Source organism: Streptomyces sp. NPDC005393, assembly GCF_040606675.1.
Taxonomy (GTDB): Bacteria; Actinomycetota; Actinomycetes; order Streptomycetales; family Streptomycetaceae; genus Streptomyces.
The window spans coordinates 1-17,082 of sequence record NZ_JBEXFG010000035.1; the positions used below are offsets into that span (position 1 = coordinate 1).

Consider the following 17,082-nt stretch of genomic DNA (forward strand, 5'->3'; position numbering starts at 1 on the left):
GACCCGTCCGCGAACCTCGGGGGCTCCCACGCTCCGGGCACCGAGCAGCTGGCCCACACCGGAGCCGGTCCCGTTGAGCTGGCCATCCCGGCCGCGCAACCCCGCAGCAGGCCGCCGACGCCGTGCTCCCCCCGGACCGGCAGCGCGAGGCGCGGCGCCGCCTCGACGCGTGGCAGACGCAGTCGGCGGCGGTCGCGGCCGAGCTGGCCGATCCGCGCGTGCTCGCCGCCGCGCAGGCGCCGCCCGCCGAGCCCGCGGCGGCCGAGGCGGCGGCGGGCGCGGCCACCCGCGTCCTGCGCGAGGCCTCGGCCGCGGACGCGGCGGCCCGTACGCGCTGCGAGGACCTGGACGCACTCTCCGCACGGGTGGTCGCCGACGCGCGTCGACTCGCCCCGCTGCGCGAGGAGTACGAGCGCGTCGCCCGCCTCGCCTCGCTCGCGGCGGGCACCTCCGCCGACAACGAGCGCCGGATGCGGCTGGAGGCGTACGTCCTGGCCGCCCGGCTGGAGCAGGTCGCGGCCGCGGCGAGCGAGCGGCTCGCGCACATGTCCTGCGGGCGCTACACCCTGGTGCACTCCGACGCCCGCTCGGGCGGCCGCGGCCGCTCCGGCCTCGGCCTGCACGTCATCGATGCCTGGACGGGCCGCGAGCGCGACACCGCCACCCTCTCCGGCGGCGAGACCTTCTTCGCCTCGCTCGCGCTCGCCCTCGGCCTCGCCGACGTCGTCACGGACGAGGCGGGCGGTGTCCGCCTCGACACCCTCTTCATCGACGAGGGGTTCGGCAGCCTGGACGAACAGACCCTCGACGAGGTCCTGGACGTCCTGGACGCGCTGCGCGAGCGGGACCGGACGGTCGGCATCGTCAGCCATGTCGCGGATCTGCGCCAACGCATCCCGGTCCAGCTGGAGGTGGTGAAGGGGCGCGAGGGGTCGGCGGTACGCCATCGCGTCCCCGTGACCGGAGGCGTCAGGTGCTGAGGGCGCGGCGGGCGAGCGGCGAGGAGTAGACGACGCTGGTGGTCACCGAGCCGAGCGTGCCGATCCGCCCCGAGACCTCCTCCAGATGCCGCATCGACCGCGCCGCGACCTTGATGACGAAGCAGTCCTCGCCCGTGACGTGATGGGCCTCCAGGATCTCCGGGGTCGTGGCGATCAGATCCTGGAACGGCTCGTAGTTCCCGGTCGGGTAGCGGAGCCGTACGAAGGCGAGGACCGGAAGGCCCAGCCGCGCCGGATCGAGCACGGCCGAGTACCCGGAGATCACCCCGGCCTCCTCGAGCCGCCGGACCCGTTCGGTGACGGCGCTCGCGGACATGTTCACGGTGCGCGCCAGCTCGGCGTATCCCGCGCGGCCGTTGCTCTGCAGGGCGTCGAGGATGCGCCAGTCGGTGGCGTCTGGGGAATAGCCGGTCATAGGCGCTGTCTAGCAGTGGAAGCCCCGGCCGTACAAGGGATGTGCCGGGGATCACCGGTTCTCCGCACCGGTCACGCTGCGCAGATTTTCCGTCATGACAGCGACCATCACGGCCCCCGTGCTCGCCCATCCGCCCGCCGCCCCCGACGCCGCCCGCCTCGCCTTCCACACCGATGTCGCCGATGTGCCCGCGTCCCTGGACGCGGGCGACCCGGGCGTCATGCTGGTCGACTCGCGCTCCGAGACGGCGTGGGACCAGGGCCATGTCCCCGGCGCCGTCCACCTCCCGACCGCGCGGATCGACGAGCGCGCACGGGAGGTCCTCGACCCGGCCATGCCGGTCGTCGTCCACTGCTGGGGCCCCGGCTGCGACGGCGCCACCCGCGCCGCGCTCGCCCTCGCCCGGCTCGGGTTCCGGGTCAAGGAGATGCTGGGCGGAATCGAGTACTGGATCCGCGAGGGCTACGCCGTCGAGACCGCGCACGGCGTCCAGCGGCGTCCCGGCCGACCCGCTGACCGCCCCGGCGGGCTCGGGCGACTGCGGCTGCTGAGCGGCTTCGAACGGCTGCTGACCGGGCGTCACGGCTCGCCTCTCGTACGCGCGTAGGTCCACAGCGCGCCACGGTCCGCGATCCGCTCGAACCCCGCCCGGACCAGCACCCGTTGGGAGGGGCCGTTCCGCGGCTCGGTGGTCGCCACGACCGTACGGACCTCCGGCCGCTCCAGCGCCCACCCCACCAGCAGCCGCACCGCGTCGGTCGCCCAGCCCACCCTGCGGGCCGACCGGGACAGGTCGTAGCCGACCTCCACCTCGCCGCCCGCGGGGGAGGGCGGGCCGTGGAAGCCGATACTGCCCAGCGCCACACCGTCCTCGGCCCGCAGAATGGCGAAGATGCCCCAGGGCGAGCGGTACTGCCCCGCGATCGAGGCCCGTACGGTCGTCCCGGCGGCGCCGATCGACCCCTCGCCCGGTACGCCGTCGATCCAGCGCAGCTCGCCGGGTTTGCCGTCGGCCAGCACCGCCGCGTCCTCGGGGGTGTGCTCGCGCAGCGTCACCCGGCCGTCCCCCAGCACGAACCGGCCGTCCTCGTACCCTGTCCGGTACGCCATGTGGTGCCTTTCCCTCCTCGGGTGAGGCGCGGCGCGAGGCCGCGCGGCGCAGCGTGACTGTACAAGGTCAGCCCGTGGCCGCCGTGGGCAATGCGGTGAACAGGGCGTGGGGAGTTCGGAGTGGGGGCGGGCCGCAACGGGACCGGTACGGTACGGTCCTGGCCGACCCGACCCGACCCGACCCGCCGTGTCAGAGCGCCGACAACTCCGCCACCAGGTCGTCCAGCCCCAGCGAGCCCTGCGACAGCGCCGCCATATGCCACTTCTTGGCGTCGAACGCGTCGCCGTGCGCCTTACGGGCCGCCTCCCGCCCCGTCAGCCAGGCGCGCTCGCCCAGCTTGTAGCCGATGGCCTGGCCCGGCATGCCCAGATAGCGCACCAGCTCGCTGTCGAGGAACTCCGCCGGGCGGCCGCAGTGCAGACCGAAGAACTCCCGCGCCAGCTCCGGGGTCCACCGCTCACCGGGATGGAAGGGCGAGTCGGCCGGGATCTCCAGCTCCAGATGCATTCCGATGTCGACGATCACCCGCAGCGCGCGCATCATCTGCGCGTCGAGATAGCCCAGCCGCCGCTCAGGGTCGGAAAGGTAGCCCAGCTCGTCCATGAGCCGCTCCGCGTACAGCGCCCAGCCCTCGGCGTTGGCGCTGACCATGCCGACCGTGGCCTGGTAGCGGGAGAGCTGGTCGGCGACATGGGCCCACTGCGCGAGCTGCAGATGGTGGCCGGGCACGCCCTCGTGGTACCAGGTCGAGGCCAGGTCGTAGACCGGGAAGCGGGTCTCGCCCATGGTGGGCAGCCAGGTCCGGCCCGGCCGCGAGAAGTCCACCGACGGCTGGGTGTAGTACGGCGCCGCCGCACTGCCCGGCGGGGCGATCATCGACTCGACCCGCTTCACCCGGTCGGCCAGGTCGAAGTGGGTGCCGTTCAGCTCCTCGATGGCCTCGTCCATCAGCTCCTGCAGCCACACCCGCGTCTCCTCGACGCCCTCGATGTGCGTGCCGTGGTCATCGAGATGGCGCAGCGCCTCCCAGGGGGTGGCGCCGGGGAGGATCTTCTCCGCCTCGGTGCGCATCTCCGCGTGGATGCGGTGGAACTCCGACCAGCCGTACGCATAGGCCTCGTCCAGGTCGAGATCCGTGCCGTTCCACATCCGGGCCCAGCGGCCGTAACGCTCGCGCCCGACGACATCGGGGGCGCCCTCGGTGGCCGGGCCGTACACATCGCGCAGCCAGTCGCGGAACGAGACGAGCGCGTCGGTCGTCACGGCCGCCGCCCCGTCCAGCTCGGCGCGCAGCGCATCGGGCCCCTCGGTGGTGAAGTCGGCGAACCAGCTGCGATCCTTGCCGATCCACTGCTCCAACTGGCTGAGAACCGTGGTCACCTGCCGGGGGCCGGCGGGCAGCTTGCGCCGCAGCCCCTCGGCGAGCGAGGCGCGGTAGCCCTCCAGCGCGGCCGGTACGGCGCGCAGCCGGGCCGCGATCGCCGCCCAGTCGTCGTCCGTGTCGGCCGGCATCACGGTGAAGATGCCGCGCACGGAGTGCAGCGGGGAGTGCAGATTGCTGACCGCGCGCAGCGCCTCGCCGGCGTCGTGCACGGCGAGCTCGGCGGTCAGCCGCTCCCGCAGCAGCCGGGCGCAGCGCCGCTCGGCGTCGCTGTCCGCGCCGGGGCGCGCCTCGGCCTCGGCCAGCCGGTCCAAGGTGGTGCGGGCGAGGTCGGCGACGGCCTCGGCCCCCGCGGGGGAGAAGTCCGGAAGGCGCCGGGAGCTCTCGGGAACGCCCAGGTAGGTGCCGGTGATCGGGTCGAGTTCGATGAGGGCGTCCACATGGTTGTCGGCGACCTGACGGGGCAGCGGAGCGTTCTTGGTGTCGGACATGTGGCCATCCTCGTACGATCAGGGGCGCGCCGTCAGCAGCATGGGGGGTGTGACGTAGCCGAGCGGGAGTGTGCTACGAGGCTGATGAGCCACCGTGCGCGGGTGGCAGCAGCGGCCCGCACTCCCACTGCTGGAAGATCAGCCGGGTCTCGACCCGGGCCACCTCGCGGCGTGAGGTGAACTCGTCCAGCACCAGCCGCTGCAGATCGGCGGTGTCGGCCACCGCGACATGCACCAGATAGTCGTCCGGACCGGCCAGATGGAACAGCGCCCGCGACTCGGGCAGCGCCCGGACCCGCTCCACGAACGGACCGACCAGCTCCCGCCGGTGCGGCCGCAGCTGGACGGAGAGCAGCGCCTGCAGACCGCGCCCCAGCTTGGCCGGATCCAGGCGGAGTTCATGGCCGAGGATCACCCCCGAGCGGCGCAGCCGGGCGACCCGGTCGAGACAGGTCGAGGGCGCCACGCCGACCTGGGCGGCCAGGTCGCGGTAGGTGGTCCGGGCGTCGTTCTGCAGGAGCCGCAGTATGTGCAGATCCACCGGATCGAGAGCGACATTTTCGGCCATCGGCCGAACGTAGCACGGAAGGCTCTCCCCAGGGCCCGAGATGTGTTCACCCTGCACTCATGGAGATCACGGAGAGCACGCAGGACAGGGGTGGCAGCCACTCGCTCGCCACCGAGGCCGTCCACGCCGGCCGCGAGGACCTCGCCGGCATGGGCCTGCACGCCGTACCGCTGGATCTGTCGACGACCTACCCCTCGTACGACAGCCGCCAGGAGGCCGCCCGGATCGACGCGTTCGCCGCCACCGGCGCCCGGCCGGACGGCCCGCCCGTCTACGCCCGCCTCGACAATCCGACCGTCGCCCGCTTCGAGACGGCCCTGGCCCGGCTGGAGGGCACCGAGAGCGCGGTCGCCTTCGCCAGCGGTATGGCGGCCCTCACCGCCTGTCTGCTGGTTCGGGTCGCGCGCGGGCTGCGCCATGTCGTCGCGGTCCGCCCGCTGTACGGCTGCAGCGACCATCTGCTGGACGGCGGGTTGCTCGGCACCGAGGTGACCTGGGTGGATCCCGCCGGGATCGCGGACGCCATCCGCCCCGGCACCGGACTGGTGATGGTCGAGTCCCCGGCCAATCCGACGCTCGCCGAACTCGATCTGCGGGCCGTCGCCCGCTCCTGCGGCGCCGTGCCGCTGCTGGCCGACAACACCTTCGCCACTCCGGTGCTCCAGCGCCCGGCCGAGCAGGGCGCGGGCATCGTGCTGCACAGCGCGACCAAGTACCTCGGCGGACACGGCGATGTGCTGGGCGGGGTGGTGGCCTGCGACGAGGAGTTCGCGCGGGCGCTGCGCCAGGTGCGGTTCGCGACCGGCGGGGTGCTGCATCCGCTCGCCGGGTATCTGCTGCTGCGCGGCCTGTCCACGCTGCCGGTGCGGATGCGCGCCGCCTCGGCGACCGCCGCCGAGCTCGCCCGGCGGCTGGCCGCCGATCCGCGGGTGGCCCGCGTCCACTATCCGCGGCTCGGCGGTGCGATGGTCGCCTTCGAGACCCGCGGCGATCCGCACGAGGTGATCGCCGGGGTGCGGTTGATCACCCCGGCGGTCAGCCTCGGCAGTGTCGACACCCTCATCCAGCACCCGGCCTCCATCAGCCACCGGATCGTGGCCGAGGGGGACCGCCGCTCCTCGGGGATCAGCGACCGGCTGCTGCGGATGTCCGTCGGCCTTGAGGACGCCCGGGACCTGTGGCGCGATCTGGACCAGGCGCTCAGCGCCCGCGCGGCGGAGCCGGCAGCGGAGGGGCCGGAGCGGGCGCCGGTGCCGGGGTGAGCCGGGCGGTGATCACGAGAGTGCCCTTCTCGATCTGATAGTCCAGCGGCAGTTCGAGGGCGCGCATCGCCGCCACCATCCCGGTGTTGGCCGACTGGGTGACGGCGTAGACGCTCTCGCACCCCGCCTCGGCGGCCATTCCGACCAGCCGTCGCAGCAGCTCCCCGCCGACGCCGCGGCGCTGCCACTCGTCCTCGACGATCAGCGCGATCTCGGTCTCGTCCCCGTCCCACAGCAGATGGCCGAGGGCGGCCAGCCGCCCGGAGGCGGTGTACGCGGCGAGCGTCCGGCCGAAGCGCGGGCTCAGCAGATGGGCGAGGTAGCGGTCGGCGTCACCGATCGGGCCGTGGTAGCGCTGCCCGAGCGTCGCGGAGGAGCAGCGGCCGTGCATCTCGACGGCGGCGTCCAGATCGCCGGTGTCGGCGCGGCGCACGGTGATCGCGTTGCCCTCGGGCAGCGTCAGCACATCGCTGCGGTGCGGGACGCGCGGGCCGAGCCGGGCGTCCAGCTCGACCAGGGCGCGGGCCCGTGCGAACTCGGTCGGAGTGAACGGCAGATACGGCCGCTCGATGGTGATCGCACCGCCGGACGGGTCGCGCAGCCGCATCACGGTCTCCTCCAGCACGCCCTCGACCGGGGGTCTGCCGTCGAGACGGCGGCCGGTCAGGGACTTCGCCGGAAGCGAGTGGATGGTGCAGCGGCCGAGCAACTGGCGTAGCGCGAGCGGCAGTTCGGCGCCGTCCAGTGCGGTGCGGGTGGCCAGGGTCAGCACTCGGGTCGGGGCGTCCACCAGGTCGTGGGTGTCGGCCCGCTCGACCCAGGTGTCGCTGCCGCCCCCGGCCGTCACGGCGCGGGTCAGCTCGGCGGACGGCAGGGCCTCGGGGGCGCGCAGCAGGAACTCGTCCACGGTCCCGTCCGCCAGGGGATGCGTCTGCAGGGCCAGGATGTCGACCCGGTGGTGGGCCAGCGCCGCGCACAGCGTGGCCAGGGTGCCCGGCTCGTCCTGTACGGTCGTCCGCATCCGCCACAACGTGGTCGCCTTGCGGTCCGTGGCCCGTGGGGCGCCCGCGGAGCCGGCGGCGGTGCGCGCGCCGTCCGCGGGCGAAGGTGACGCTGTCGGCGGCGCGCCCCTGTGGCGTCGTGACCACCATGTGTGGAAGCCGGCCGTGGCGAGCAGCGCCACGGCGGACGCGATGAGCAGGACCGGTCCGTCGGGGCCGTGGGCGATGCTGTTGGCCACGATGTCGGCGACCGCCACCGCCGTGAACAGGGCCGCCAGTTCGACCAGATCGCGTCGCCAGCGGTGGTGATGGCGGGCGGGGTGCTCGGGGGTCGCTCGAGATGTCATGGAAACAGCCTCGCGCAAAGGTGTTGCGTGATCACAAACGGACCATGTCCGATGAGTTAAGGGCGCATCTGATCCTAGAAGCTCATTTTGTCCGAAAACAAAAGATCGAAGCTGGCACTTCTGCTCACTCCGCCGTCAGCCGCCGCAGTACCCCGCCGCAACGCCGTGCGTATGCCTGCTGGAAGAGCGGCACCAGCGGCCCCCCGGCCCGGCTGAACCAGGCCGCCGGCCGGCTGAAGGCCGTTACCGTCAACACCACCGAGCCGTCCGGCTCCAGGCTCACCACGAACGATTCCTCGCCACGCTCAGGATGGCCGGGAAGTGTCCCATAGGCGAAGCCCGTCCGCTCCTCGTCCGCCACCGTCCACACCACCTCGCACGGCGCCGACAGCCGCAGCCGCCCCACCCCGAGGCCGACGACCACCGGCATTCCGGCGGTGGCGACCGGCTCCCGGGTGCGGACCGAGACCCCGACCGCGCGGTGCATCCGCCAGTCCATGACCGCCCGGCCCGCGGCCTCGAACACCGCGCGGCCGTGCCCGACCCGGGTGCGCACCCGCAGATGGTGGTAGCCGGCGGGCAGCGGCCACCGCCGGGTGGCGCCCACCTCGGGGTAGGTGAGGTGAGAGGGCGCGTCGGGGCCGTGGGTGGCTGCCATGCCCGTACGGTAACGCGGCCCCGTACGCCGCCGGGACCGCGCCCCGCAGGTGTGGCTACTGGCCCACCAGGCCCGGCCGCAGCACCTTGGTGAACAGCACCGTGCCGCCGTCCTCGCGCAGCCGGACCGTCATCTCGGCGCTGTCGCCGTCGATGTCCACCTCGCCGTAGAACTGGAAGCCCTCGGCCGGCGAGACGTTCGCCCGGGTCGGCGCCTTGACGTAGGGCTGCTCGGGCCCGAAGGTGCCGTCCAGCTTGACCGCCGGGAAGGCGCCCGCGTTCAGCGGCCCGGAGACGAACTCCCAGAACGGCGCGAAGTCCTTGAACGCCGCGCGCGAGGGGTCGTAGTGCTGCGCCGAGGTGTAGTGGACGTCGGCCGTCAGCCACACCGTGCCCGTGATCTTCTGATGCTTGATGTGCCGCAGCAGCTCCGCCATCTGGAGCTCACGGCCGAGCGGGGCGCCCGGGTCCCCCTGCGAGACCGCCTCGAAGTCGGTGCTCCCGTCCGGGATGACCAGACCGAGCGGCATATCGCAGGCGATGGCCTTCCACACCGCGCGCGACCGCGAAAGCTCCCGCTTGAGCCACCTCAGCTGCTCGGCGCCGAGGATGCCCTGGGTGTCCTCGGGTTGCCGGTTCGGCGAGTTCGCGTCGCGGTAGGTGCGGCAGTCCAGGACGAAGACATCCAGCAGCGGGCCGTGGTGCTGAACCCGGTAGACCCGGCCGCTCGCGTCCGGCCGCACCGTGCTGACCGGGAAGTACTCGGCGAACGCCTGCCGCGCGTGCGACGCCAGCACGTCGACGTTCTTCTCGGTGTAGCGATCGTCGGCCAGGATCTCGCCGGGGTACCAATTGTTGAGGACCTCGTGGTCGTCCCACTGGGTGATGGTCGGCACCTGGGCGTGGAAGCGGCGCAGGTTGGCGTCGAGGAGGTTGTAGCGGAAGTTGCCGCGGTACTCGTCGAGCGTCTCGGCGACCTTGGTCTTCTCCGGTGTGACGATGTTCCGCCAGGTGGATCCGTCCGGCAGCGTGACGCTCTCCTTGACCGGGCCGTCCGCGTAGATGTTGTCGCCGCTGCACAGGAAGAAGTCGGGGTTCCGGCGGCGCATCTCCTCGAAGATGCGGTAGCCGCCGTGGTCCGGGTTGATGCCCCAGCCCTGCCCCGCCAGATCGCCCGACCAGACGAAGCGCACGTCCTCGCGGCGCTGCGCGACCGTACGGAACGTCCCATGCACCGGCTCACCGGTGCGGCGCGGATCGTCCGGATCGGCCAGCAGGACGCGGTAGTGCACCTGGGAGCCGGAGGGCAGCCCGTGCAGCGCGGTGCGGCCCGTGAAGTCGGTACCGGGGCCGACCAGCGGGCCCTGCCAACGGCGGGGGCGCGCGAAGGACTCGGTCGCGGAGGTCTCGACGATCATCCGGGCCGGACGGTCCGAGCGCACCCACACCAGGCCCGAAGACGTCGTCACATCGCCCACCTGGACGCCCCACTGGGCGCTCGGGCGCCCGGACAGCGCCTGCGCGGGGGCGGCGGCCGCCGCCGACGCGGCCGATGCCACCGTGGGCAGCGCCAGGGCCGCAGACGCGGCCGCCGACCCCTGGAGCACTGTGCGCCGCCCGATTCCTCTGCCGGATTCCCGCGCCATGGTGGAACCTCCCGTTGCTCGTGGAACTGGTGTGCCGTTCTGTTGCTATCGGTGCGAGGTGCCTCATTCCCGAACGGACAGTGAACAACTGGCCGCCATGCCAAGGGAAGTACCGCCCACTTTTTTTCAGGGCTCGGTTCGCCTCCGGGGCGCTTTAAGCCCCTGTCGACGGTCGACCGTGGCCTGGTCCAGGGCGGCGGTCTGCGGATGCCGGACGCGAGCGAGGCGGCGGCGCTGCTGTGGCAGGCGGCGGTCGTCACGGTCATCGGCTTCGTCTGCTGGTACGCGGGCGTCCAGCGGATCGGCGCGGAGCGGGCCACGCTCTTCTCCGGCCTGATTCCGGTGTCCGCCGCCGTCACCGCGCCACCGGTCGGCACCGGCGGCTACGGCCCGCCGCAGGCGGCGGGCGTCGTTGGCGGCTCGGTGCGCCTCCGTAAGCCGCTGTGGATGGACTCCGCCCCGGCCCGGACGGGTAAACCCGAGGGCGTCGCGGCCCGCCGACGAGTGAGCCGGAGGGGCACGCCGCCGTCGTAAGGGAGGGCGTGGGGAAGCCGCGAGGCTCCCATGGGTATGGGGCGCCCCCTGGCGCCCATCGTTATGGGGTGCCCCGTGGCGAGTCAGCCGAAGGGGCGCGCCGCTGTCGAACGGGAGGGTGCGCGCAGGCGCCTCGGGCTCCCATCGGTAGGGGTGCCTCCCGGCTGGGGGTACCTCCCAGCGGAAGCCGGGGGCGAGCCGAAGGGGTGCGCCGCTGTCGTAGGGGAGAGCGCGCGGAGGCCCCTCGGGCTCCCTTCGGTATGGGGGGTGCCCCCGGCCCCCGGCTGGGGGCACCTCCCAGCGGTAGCTGGGGGCGAGCCGAAGGCCGCGCGCCGCTGTCGAAAGGGAGAGCGCGCGGAGGCCCCGAGGAACGAGGGGTCGAGCACGGTCGACCGTCGACAGTGGCTTGAGCGCCCCGGAGGCGAACCGAGCCCCCAAAAAGGGGGGGTCGAGCACGGTCGACCGTCGACAGTGGCTGGAGCGCCCCGGAGGCGAACCGAGCCCCAAAAAAGGGGGGGCCGAGCACGGTCGACTGTCGACAGTGGCTGGAGCGCCCCGGCGGCGAACCGAGCCCTGAAAATTAGCGACTGCCGTCCAGGATGACGCGGGCGACGAGCGCGGGGTCGTCGTTCATGGGGACGTGCCCGCAGCCGGGCAGCCGGATCAGCCGCGCGCCGGGGATCACCTGCTTGGCCCGGACGCCTTGACGGCGCGGCAGCAGCCGGTCGCGCGAGCCCCAGGCGATGGTGACCGGCACGTCGGGCACATCGCCGCTGAACAGCCCGGCGCTCCCGGCGGCGAGCGTGGCGTCGAAGCCGACGGCTTCGCGCATCGCCCGTGTCTCGGCGACGACCGCGGCCGGTGAACGACGCGCGGGGCGGGCGTAGATGGCGCCGGTCAGTGCAGCCCGCCCGGCCGCGCTACGGGCCAGCCACGCCACGAGCGGCGGCGGCAGCGCCCGTGCGCCGGCGCGCATCGCGCCGAGCACCCCGAAGGCGTAGCGGCGCTCGGCGTCGGTCCAGAACCGGGCCGGGGACAGCGCGGTGACGGACCGTACGAGCCCGACCCGGCCCAGCTCAAGGGCGATCAGCCCGCCGAGCGAGTTCCCGGCGACGTCGGGGCGCTTGACCCCGAGCGCGTCGAAGAGCGCGCCGAGGACCGGTATGACGCCGTCCAGGTCATAGGGGATGCCGGTCGGCAGCGCGTCCGACGCCCCGAAGCCGGGCAGATCGATGGCGATGACATCGCGGTCGACCGCGAGGATGTCCATCACCGGCTCCCATGCCTGCCAGTGGTGGCCGATCCCGTGCAGCAGAACCAGGGGCCGCCCGGTGCCGCGCCGCTCATGGACGATCCGTGCGGTGCGGGGGCCGCCGGGGGTGTCGACGGGGAAGGAAAGGGGCGCGGCCATGGGGGGCTCCTTGCGATCGGTCGGCGTCCTGGATGAGCGTATAAGACAGCATGTCAGCAGGAGTTACCGCGGGGTAGCCCCTTGTGTATCGAGCCTGGGGCGACCGCTCGACGGCGTGGCTCATGTGATCGCCTTCCTGGACAACGGCCACGGCGTCGGGTGGGATGGGTCCGTGGCCACCGCCGATACCGCGACCGACGTCTTCGAGCGGCACCGCCCCGTACTGACCGGGGTGGCGTACCGGATGCTGGGCCGGGTCGCCGACGCGGAGGACGTCGTCCAGGAGGCGTGGCTGCGCTGGTCCGGCACCGACCGCGACCAGGTGCGCGACTCGCGTGCCTTTCTGGTGCGGACCACCACCCGGCTCGCCATCGACCGGCTGCGGCAGATCAAGGCCCGCCGCGAGTCGTACGTCGGCCCCTGGCTCCCCGAGCCCCTCGCCACCGACCTCGGCCACACCGCCCCGGATGCCGCCGAGCGGGCGCTGCTGGCCGAAACCGTCTCGTTCGCCGTGCTGGTGGTGCTGGAGTCGCTGTCGCCGCTGGAGCGCGCGGTCTTCGTACTGCGCGAGGCGTTCGGCTTCCCCTATGGCGAGATCGCGGAGGCGCTCGACCGCAACGAGGCGGCTGTCCGGCAGCTGGCGGGGCGGGCCCGGCGTCATGTGGAGGAGGGCACGCCGCGCTTCGAGGTGGATCCGGAGCAGCGGCGCGATCTGACGGAGAAGTTCCTCACCGCGTCCACCGGTGGCGACCTCCGGCAACTGCTGGCCCTGCTGGCCCCCGATGTACGCCTCATCGGCGACAGCGGCGGCAAGGCGAAGGCGCCGCTGCGAGTGCTGGAGACGGCGGATAAGGTCGGGCGCTTCCTCTTCGCCGTCTCGCACCAGCCGATTCCGGAGCCGGAGTTGGTCGTGACGGAGGTCAACGGCGGGCCGGCGCTGCTCCTGCTGTCGCGGGGACGGCCGGACACCGTTGTCAGTCTTGATGTCGTCGACGGCCGGATCCGGTCGATCTACATCGTGCGGAATCCGGACAAGCTCACAGCGTTCGAGCGCTGATCACAACCCGCCCGCGACCCGCAGCACCGCTCCCGTCGTGTACGACGCCTCGGGCGACAGCAGCCAGGCCACCGCCCCCGCGATCTCCTCCGGCTCACCGGGCCGCCCCATCGGCACCCGCTCACGGTCGCGCCACGGCCGCTCCGGGTCGCCCATCCGCGCGTGGATGTCCGTCAGGGTCATGCCGGGCTGTACGGAGTTGACCCGGACCCCCTCCGCCGCCAGCTCCTTCGACAGGCCCACCGTCATCGCGTCGACCGCCGCCTTGCTGGCCGCGTAGTGGACGTACTCCCCGGGGCTGCCGGTCGTCGCCGCACCCGAGGAGATGTTGACGATGGCGCCGCCCTGGCCGCCGTGGCGGGTGGACATCTCGCGTGCCGCGCGCCGGGCGCAGAGCAGGGCGCCGGTCACGTTGACGTCCACGACGCGGCGCATGACCTCCGGCGAGGTCTCGGTGAAGCGGCCCAGCGGCCCGGTGATCCCGGCGTTGTTGACCAGTCCGGTGATCGGGCCCAGCTGCTCCCGGACCGTGTCGAACAGCGCCTCGACCTGTTCCGTGACGCTCGTGTCGGCCTGGACGGCCACCGACCGGACGCCCTCCGCGCGCACCGCCGCCGCGCAGCGCTCGGCCGCGTCCCGGGCGTGCTCGTAGCCGATGGCGACGCTGTGTCCGGCGCGGGCGAGCCGCACCGTTACCGCCGCGCCGATTCCGCGACTGCCGCCGGTGACCACCGTGACCTGGTCCATTGCCTCAGCCCCTGCCCCATACCGTCAGTCGCACCAGATGATCACCCGACGATAACCGATCGAGGATTGGTCTTGACCAAGTCCGCCACACCGCCTTATGGTCACATTGATACTGCAACAACCTTTAATAAAGAAGCGCGCAAAAACCGTTGCGGAGGACAAGGGGGACAGGGTGGGGACGACGCAGCTCGAATCGGTGCCGGAGCCGAAATACTGGCACCTCAAGACCGTGCTCAGCGACGCTCTCGACTCGGAGTTCGCGGTCGGGGAGATCCTGCCCAACGAGCGTGAGCTGGCGGCCCGCTTCGGCGTCGCCCGCGCCACCCTCAGGCAGGCCCTCGAGCAGCTTGAGCTGGAGGGCAGGCTGCAGCGCCGCCGTGGCGTCGGCACGACCGTCGCCCCGCCCCGCGTCGGCGTGGCCGTCGGCGACTACACCCACAGCTGGACGGACACGGCGGGCGACGACGCCTGGCAGTCCGTCGACAGCGTCGAGACGGTGCCGCCCGCGGCGATCGCCCGGCTCCTGGAGACCGGCCCGGACACCCGGGTGCACCGTGTCCGCCGCACCCGGATGAGCAAGGGCCAGCCGCTCGCCGCCGAGCTGCTCTACGTACCGGCCGAGTCCGTTCCCGGCCTCGCCGCCATCGACGCCCCCAGCGGTCTGGCCCGCGCTCGCGCCGTCCTGCGTGAGCTGAGCCGGCTGGAGCTGGAGGGCCGTGAGCAGTCCGTGGAGCTCGGCTCGGCCCGCGCGGAGGACGCCAAGGAGCTCGACCGGCTGCCCGGCGCCCCCGTCCTCGTGGTGACCACCCGCTATGCGGCGTCCGGCCGCACCGCCGCGGTCGCCGTGGCCACCTACCGGGCCGACACCTGCCGTCTCACCTTCGGTGACCCGGCGGGCGAGGAACTGCTGGCGGGCTGACGGCCCGAGCCCTCCGTCGCCGCCCCGCCCGAATGCCGTCGGCGGTCGGGCCCGCGGGTCAGCGCCCGGCGCGGCGCGCCGTCACCGTGCTCTCGACCGCGAAGAGCCCTCACCTTCGGCGACCCGGCGGGCGAGGAACTGCTGGCGGGCTGACGGCCCGAGCCCTCCTTCGCCGCCCCGGCCGAATGCCGTCGGCGGTCGGGCCCGCGGGTCAGTGCCCGGCGCGGCGCGCCGTCACCGTGCTCTCGACCGCGAAGAGCTCCTCTTCCACGTGGTCGAGGGCCAGCCGCAGCGCGCCCGTGGTCACCGCCGCCTCGCCGAGCAGGGAGAGGGCGACCTGCGGGGGCCGCAGGCAGTAGCGGGACAGCTCGTCGCGCAGGGGGCTCAGCATGCCGTCGAGGCCCGCGGCCCAGCCGCCCACCACGACGACCTCGGGGTCGAGCGCCAGCACCAGCGCCGCCGTGTCGTGCACCAGCCGGCGGATGAAGCGGTCCACGGCGGCGCGCGCCTGCGCGTCACCGTTCCGGGCCAGCGTGAAGACGTGCGCGACCTGCTCCTCGTCCAGGGGGCTCAGGGGCTCCCCGGTCGTGGAGAGCACCTCCTCCGGGGTGGCCTCGCGGCCCAGCAGATGGAGTGCGCCGATCTCGCCGGCCGCGCCGCCGAAGCCGCGGTGGAGCCGGTCGCCGATCAGGGATCCGGCCCCCGGGCTCAGTCCGGCCAGGATGAAGACGACATCGTGCGAGCCGATGGCCGCGCCCTTCCAGTGCTCCGCGACCGCGGCGGTGTTCGCGTCGTTCTCGACCAGCACCGGGCAGCGGAAGGACCGCCGTAGCCGCTCGCCGAGGCGCAGGCCCGTCCAGCCGGGGAGGGCGGTGCACAGATGGACGGTGCCGTCGGCCTCGACGATGCCGGGGCTGCCGACGCCGACCGCGCGCAGCGAGTAGCGGTCCACTCCCGCGCGCCGCAGCAGATCCGCGACGGCGGTCCGTACCCGCTCCAGCCGCTCGTCCGCCGACGCCTTCTCGGACACCCCGCGCACCGTCGAGCCGAGCGGGCGGCCGTCGAGGTCCGACAGCAGCGCGGCGACGCGGTGCGCGCCTATCTCGATGCCAAGCAGATGCCCCGCCTCGGCCCGGAAGCGGAAGCGGCGCGCGGGGCGGCCCTGGCGGCGCACCCCGCCCTCCTCGGCGGGGACTTCGACCGCGAGACCGCTGCTGGTCAGCCCGTCGATGACGCCCTCGACGGTGGGGCGGGACAGGCCGGTCACCCGGGTCAGATCGGTGAGGCTCGCACAACCGGGGGAGCCGTCCGGGGAGTCTCCGGAGGCGGGGGAGCCGGCCCCGGGGCCGGACGCGGTCGCGGCGCGCAGCGCGTGCAGTACTACGGCGGAGTTGATGCGCCGCAGCAGAGACGGATCCCCGCCGGTGAGCCGCCCCAACGTCGGCCTCCCTCCTGTGCGTATCTGCCGGATCGTATCCGCTGGGCGCGGAAGCGGCGAGCGGCCTCGCGAGCGGCCCGGCCCGCCCCTCGCCCGGCCTCGCCGCCCCGGTGCGGCAGCTCAGCCCGGTGCGACGAACCCCGACTCATACGCGGCGATCACCGCCTGGGTGCGACCCGGGCCTGGAAGGGCGTCCAGCGGACCGGTCACCTCCGCCTCCAGCGCGTACCCCGCCGCCCGCGCCGACTCCAGGAGCCGTTCGGCGTCGGTGAGTCCCGGCCGGTCGGCCGGGCGCCGGCCCGCGTCCTCGCGCAGCAGCCGCAGCAGCCGCAGCACCCGCTCCAGATCCTCCAGCGCATGGCGCCCGGTCTCCTCGATCGCGCCCAGCGCCCGCTCCGTGAACTCCGCCGACCGCGCGGCGCGTGCCGCGCCTGCCGCGGTGTGGGGCGGGTGGATGGCCCTGAGGCGGCGCGGTGCCTGACGCCTGACGGACAGCCACATGTCCGACCGGGGTTGTTTACTGACGGCATGACCTCCCTCGCGCAGTACGTGGCCACGATCGATCTGCTGCGCGCCCGGGACTTTCCCGCGCAGCGGGGGACGTCCGAGCGGGTGGAGAGCGGCCCCGGCTTCCATGTAGCCGACCTCCGCGTCAGCGAGGACTTCTGGGACGCGGATCTGACCCGGGTGGAGGAGGTGCTGGAGGAGTTCGAGGCCGAGTTGAGCGTTCTCGTCCACGCGCTGACCGTACGCTGGGGCGCCCCCGCAGTCCTCGACCTCACCGGCCACTTAGAACGCCAGGCCATGGGCGAGCCGGTGCCGCCGCCGCTGGACGCGCTGTGCGGGTACGTGCCCGAGCTGCACATCTGGCGCGTGGACGACCGGTGGGTCGGGCTGGGGGTGGGGCAGGGGGACCGCGAGCTGCCGTTCCAGCTGCTGCTCGCGGTGGGGGAGACCTAGCCCTCCGCCTCGGCCGCGGCCCGCAGCCGGCCGAACTCCTCGGCCATCGTCGCCGTCGTCCAGTTGCTCTTGAGCGAGGAATACCCGTACCGTCTCCTGTTGCTCCTCAGGCAGTCGCTGGAAGATGGGGTCCAGC

General features: G+C 73.4%; 14 protein-coding genes and 4 pseudogenes. 7 read left to right on the forward strand and 11 right to left on the reverse strand.

Annotated features, from left to right (window positions below):
- Positions 1–98 precede the first annotated feature (98 nt).
- Positions 99–980, forward strand: a pseudogene (locus ABZS71_RS25165) (SbcC/MukB-like Walker B domain-containing protein); the annotation flags it as partial.
- On the opposite strand, the gene ABZS71_RS25170 reads toward ABZS71_RS25165, so the two are convergent.
- Positions 970–1,416 (reverse strand): Lrp/AsnC family transcriptional regulator, encoded by a 447-nt coding sequence (locus tag ABZS71_RS25170; protein WP_355842244.1) that lies wholly within the window; start codon positions 1,414–1,416, stop codon positions 970–972. The pseudogene ABZS71_RS25165 and the gene ABZS71_RS25170 overlap by 11 nt on opposite strands.
- A 94-nt stretch (positions 1,417–1,510) precedes the next feature.
- On the opposite strand from ABZS71_RS25170, the pseudogene ABZS71_RS25175 reads away from it, so the two are divergent.
- A pseudogene (locus ABZS71_RS25175) lies at positions 1,511–1,967 on the forward strand (rhodanese-like domain-containing protein).
- A gap of 28 nt (positions 1,968–1,995) precedes the next feature.
- Here the strand turns inward: ABZS71_RS25175 and ABZS71_RS25180 are convergent.
- The 3 genes from ABZS71_RS25180 to ABZS71_RS25190 form a co-directional block, all read right to left on the reverse strand.
- Positions 1,996–2,526, reverse strand: coding sequence for a GNAT family N-acetyltransferase (locus ABZS71_RS25180; protein ID WP_356213771.1), 531 nt, complete (start codon positions 2,524–2,526; stop codon positions 1,996–1,998).
- 190 nt (positions 2,527–2,716) lie between these two features.
- Positions 2,717–4,399 (reverse strand): DUF885 domain-containing protein, encoded by a 1,683-nt coding sequence (locus ABZS71_RS25185; RefSeq protein WP_356213773.1) that lies wholly within the window; start codon positions 4,397–4,399, stop codon positions 2,717–2,719.
- Between the two features lie 73 nt (positions 4,400–4,472).
- On the reverse strand, positions 4,473–4,967 hold the full coding sequence (locus ABZS71_RS25190; RefSeq protein WP_356213775.1) for an Lrp/AsnC family transcriptional regulator: 495 nt from the start codon (positions 4,965–4,967) through the stop codon (positions 4,473–4,475).
- Positions 4,968–5,026: 59 nt separating this feature from the next.
- Between ABZS71_RS25190 and ABZS71_RS25195 the strand changes: the two genes are divergently transcribed.
- Positions 5,027–6,229, forward strand: a complete 1,203-nt coding sequence (locus ABZS71_RS25195; protein WP_356213777.1) for a PLP-dependent transferase — start codon at positions 5,027–5,029, stop codon at positions 6,227–6,229.
- Here ABZS71_RS25195 and ABZS71_RS25200 read toward each other — a convergent pair.
- The 3 genes from ABZS71_RS25200 to ABZS71_RS25210 form a co-directional block, all read right to left on the reverse strand.
- Complete coding sequence (locus ABZS71_RS25200; protein WP_356213779.1) at positions 6,168–7,577, reverse strand: GNAT family N-acetyltransferase; 1,410 nt, start codon at positions 7,575–7,577, stop codon at positions 6,168–6,170. The two genes, ABZS71_RS25195 and ABZS71_RS25200, sit on opposite strands and share 62 nt — an antisense overlap.
- A gap of 124 nt (positions 7,578–7,701) precedes the next feature.
- On the reverse strand, positions 7,702–8,235 hold the full coding sequence (locus tag ABZS71_RS25205; RefSeq protein ID WP_356213781.1) for a DUF1990 domain-containing protein: 534 nt from the start codon (positions 8,233–8,235) through the stop codon (positions 7,702–7,704).
- A gap of 55 nt (positions 8,236–8,290) precedes the next feature.
- On the reverse strand, positions 8,291–9,880 hold the full coding sequence (locus tag ABZS71_RS25210; RefSeq protein ID WP_356213783.1) for an alkaline phosphatase D family protein: 1,590 nt from the start codon (positions 9,878–9,880) through the stop codon (positions 8,291–8,293).
- 201 nt (positions 9,881–10,081) lie between these two features.
- Between ABZS71_RS25210 and ABZS71_RS25215 the strand changes: the two are divergent.
- Positions 10,082–10,414: pseudogene (locus tag ABZS71_RS25215) on the forward strand (EamA family transporter); the annotation flags it as partial.
- Between the two features lie 580 nt (positions 10,415–10,994).
- Here ABZS71_RS25215 and ABZS71_RS25220 read toward each other — a convergent pair.
- The gene (locus ABZS71_RS25220; protein ID WP_355842262.1) at positions 10,995–11,825 is read right to left on the reverse strand and encodes an alpha/beta fold hydrolase; all 831 of its coding nucleotides are present in this window, start codon (positions 11,823–11,825) and stop codon (positions 10,995–10,997) included.
- A gap of 172 nt (positions 11,826–11,997) precedes the next feature.
- Between ABZS71_RS25220 and ABZS71_RS25225 the strand changes: the two genes are divergently transcribed.
- Positions 11,998–12,882 (forward strand): RNA polymerase sigma-70 factor, encoded by an 885-nt coding sequence (locus tag ABZS71_RS25225; RefSeq protein ID WP_356213875.1) that lies wholly within the window; start codon positions 11,998–12,000, stop codon positions 12,880–12,882.
- On the opposite strand, the gene ABZS71_RS25230 is transcribed toward ABZS71_RS25225, so the two are convergent.
- On the reverse strand, positions 12,883–13,629 hold the full coding sequence (locus ABZS71_RS25230; RefSeq protein ID WP_356213785.1) for an SDR family oxidoreductase: 747 nt from the start codon (positions 13,627–13,629) through the stop codon (positions 12,883–12,885).
- A gap of 172 nt (positions 13,630–13,801) precedes the next feature.
- Here ABZS71_RS25230 and ABZS71_RS25235 point away from each other — a divergent pair, with 172 nt between their 5' ends.
- Positions 13,802–14,548: a GntR family transcriptional regulator gene (locus ABZS71_RS25235; RefSeq protein ID WP_356213787.1), complete on the forward strand. Its 747-nt coding sequence runs from the start codon at positions 13,802–13,804 to the stop codon at positions 14,546–14,548.
- A 211-nt stretch (positions 14,549–14,759) separates the two neighbouring features.
- Here ABZS71_RS25235 and ABZS71_RS25240 read toward each other — a convergent pair whose 3' ends face one another.
- A complete protein-coding gene (locus tag ABZS71_RS25240; RefSeq protein WP_356213789.1) occupies positions 14,760–15,986 on the reverse strand; it encodes an ROK family protein in 1,227 nt (408 codons plus the stop codon).
- A 177-nt stretch (positions 15,987–16,163) separates the two neighbouring features.
- Positions 16,164–16,421, reverse strand: a pseudogene (locus tag ABZS71_RS25245) (two-component sensor histidine kinase); the annotation flags it as partial.
- A 93-nt stretch (positions 16,422–16,514) separates the two neighbouring features.
- Between ABZS71_RS25245 and ABZS71_RS25250 the strand changes: the two are divergent.
- Positions 16,515–16,946 (forward strand): hypothetical protein, encoded by a 432-nt coding sequence (locus ABZS71_RS25250; protein ID WP_356213791.1) that lies wholly within the window; start codon positions 16,515–16,517, stop codon positions 16,944–16,946.
- Positions 16,947–17,082: the final 136 nt, after the last annotated feature.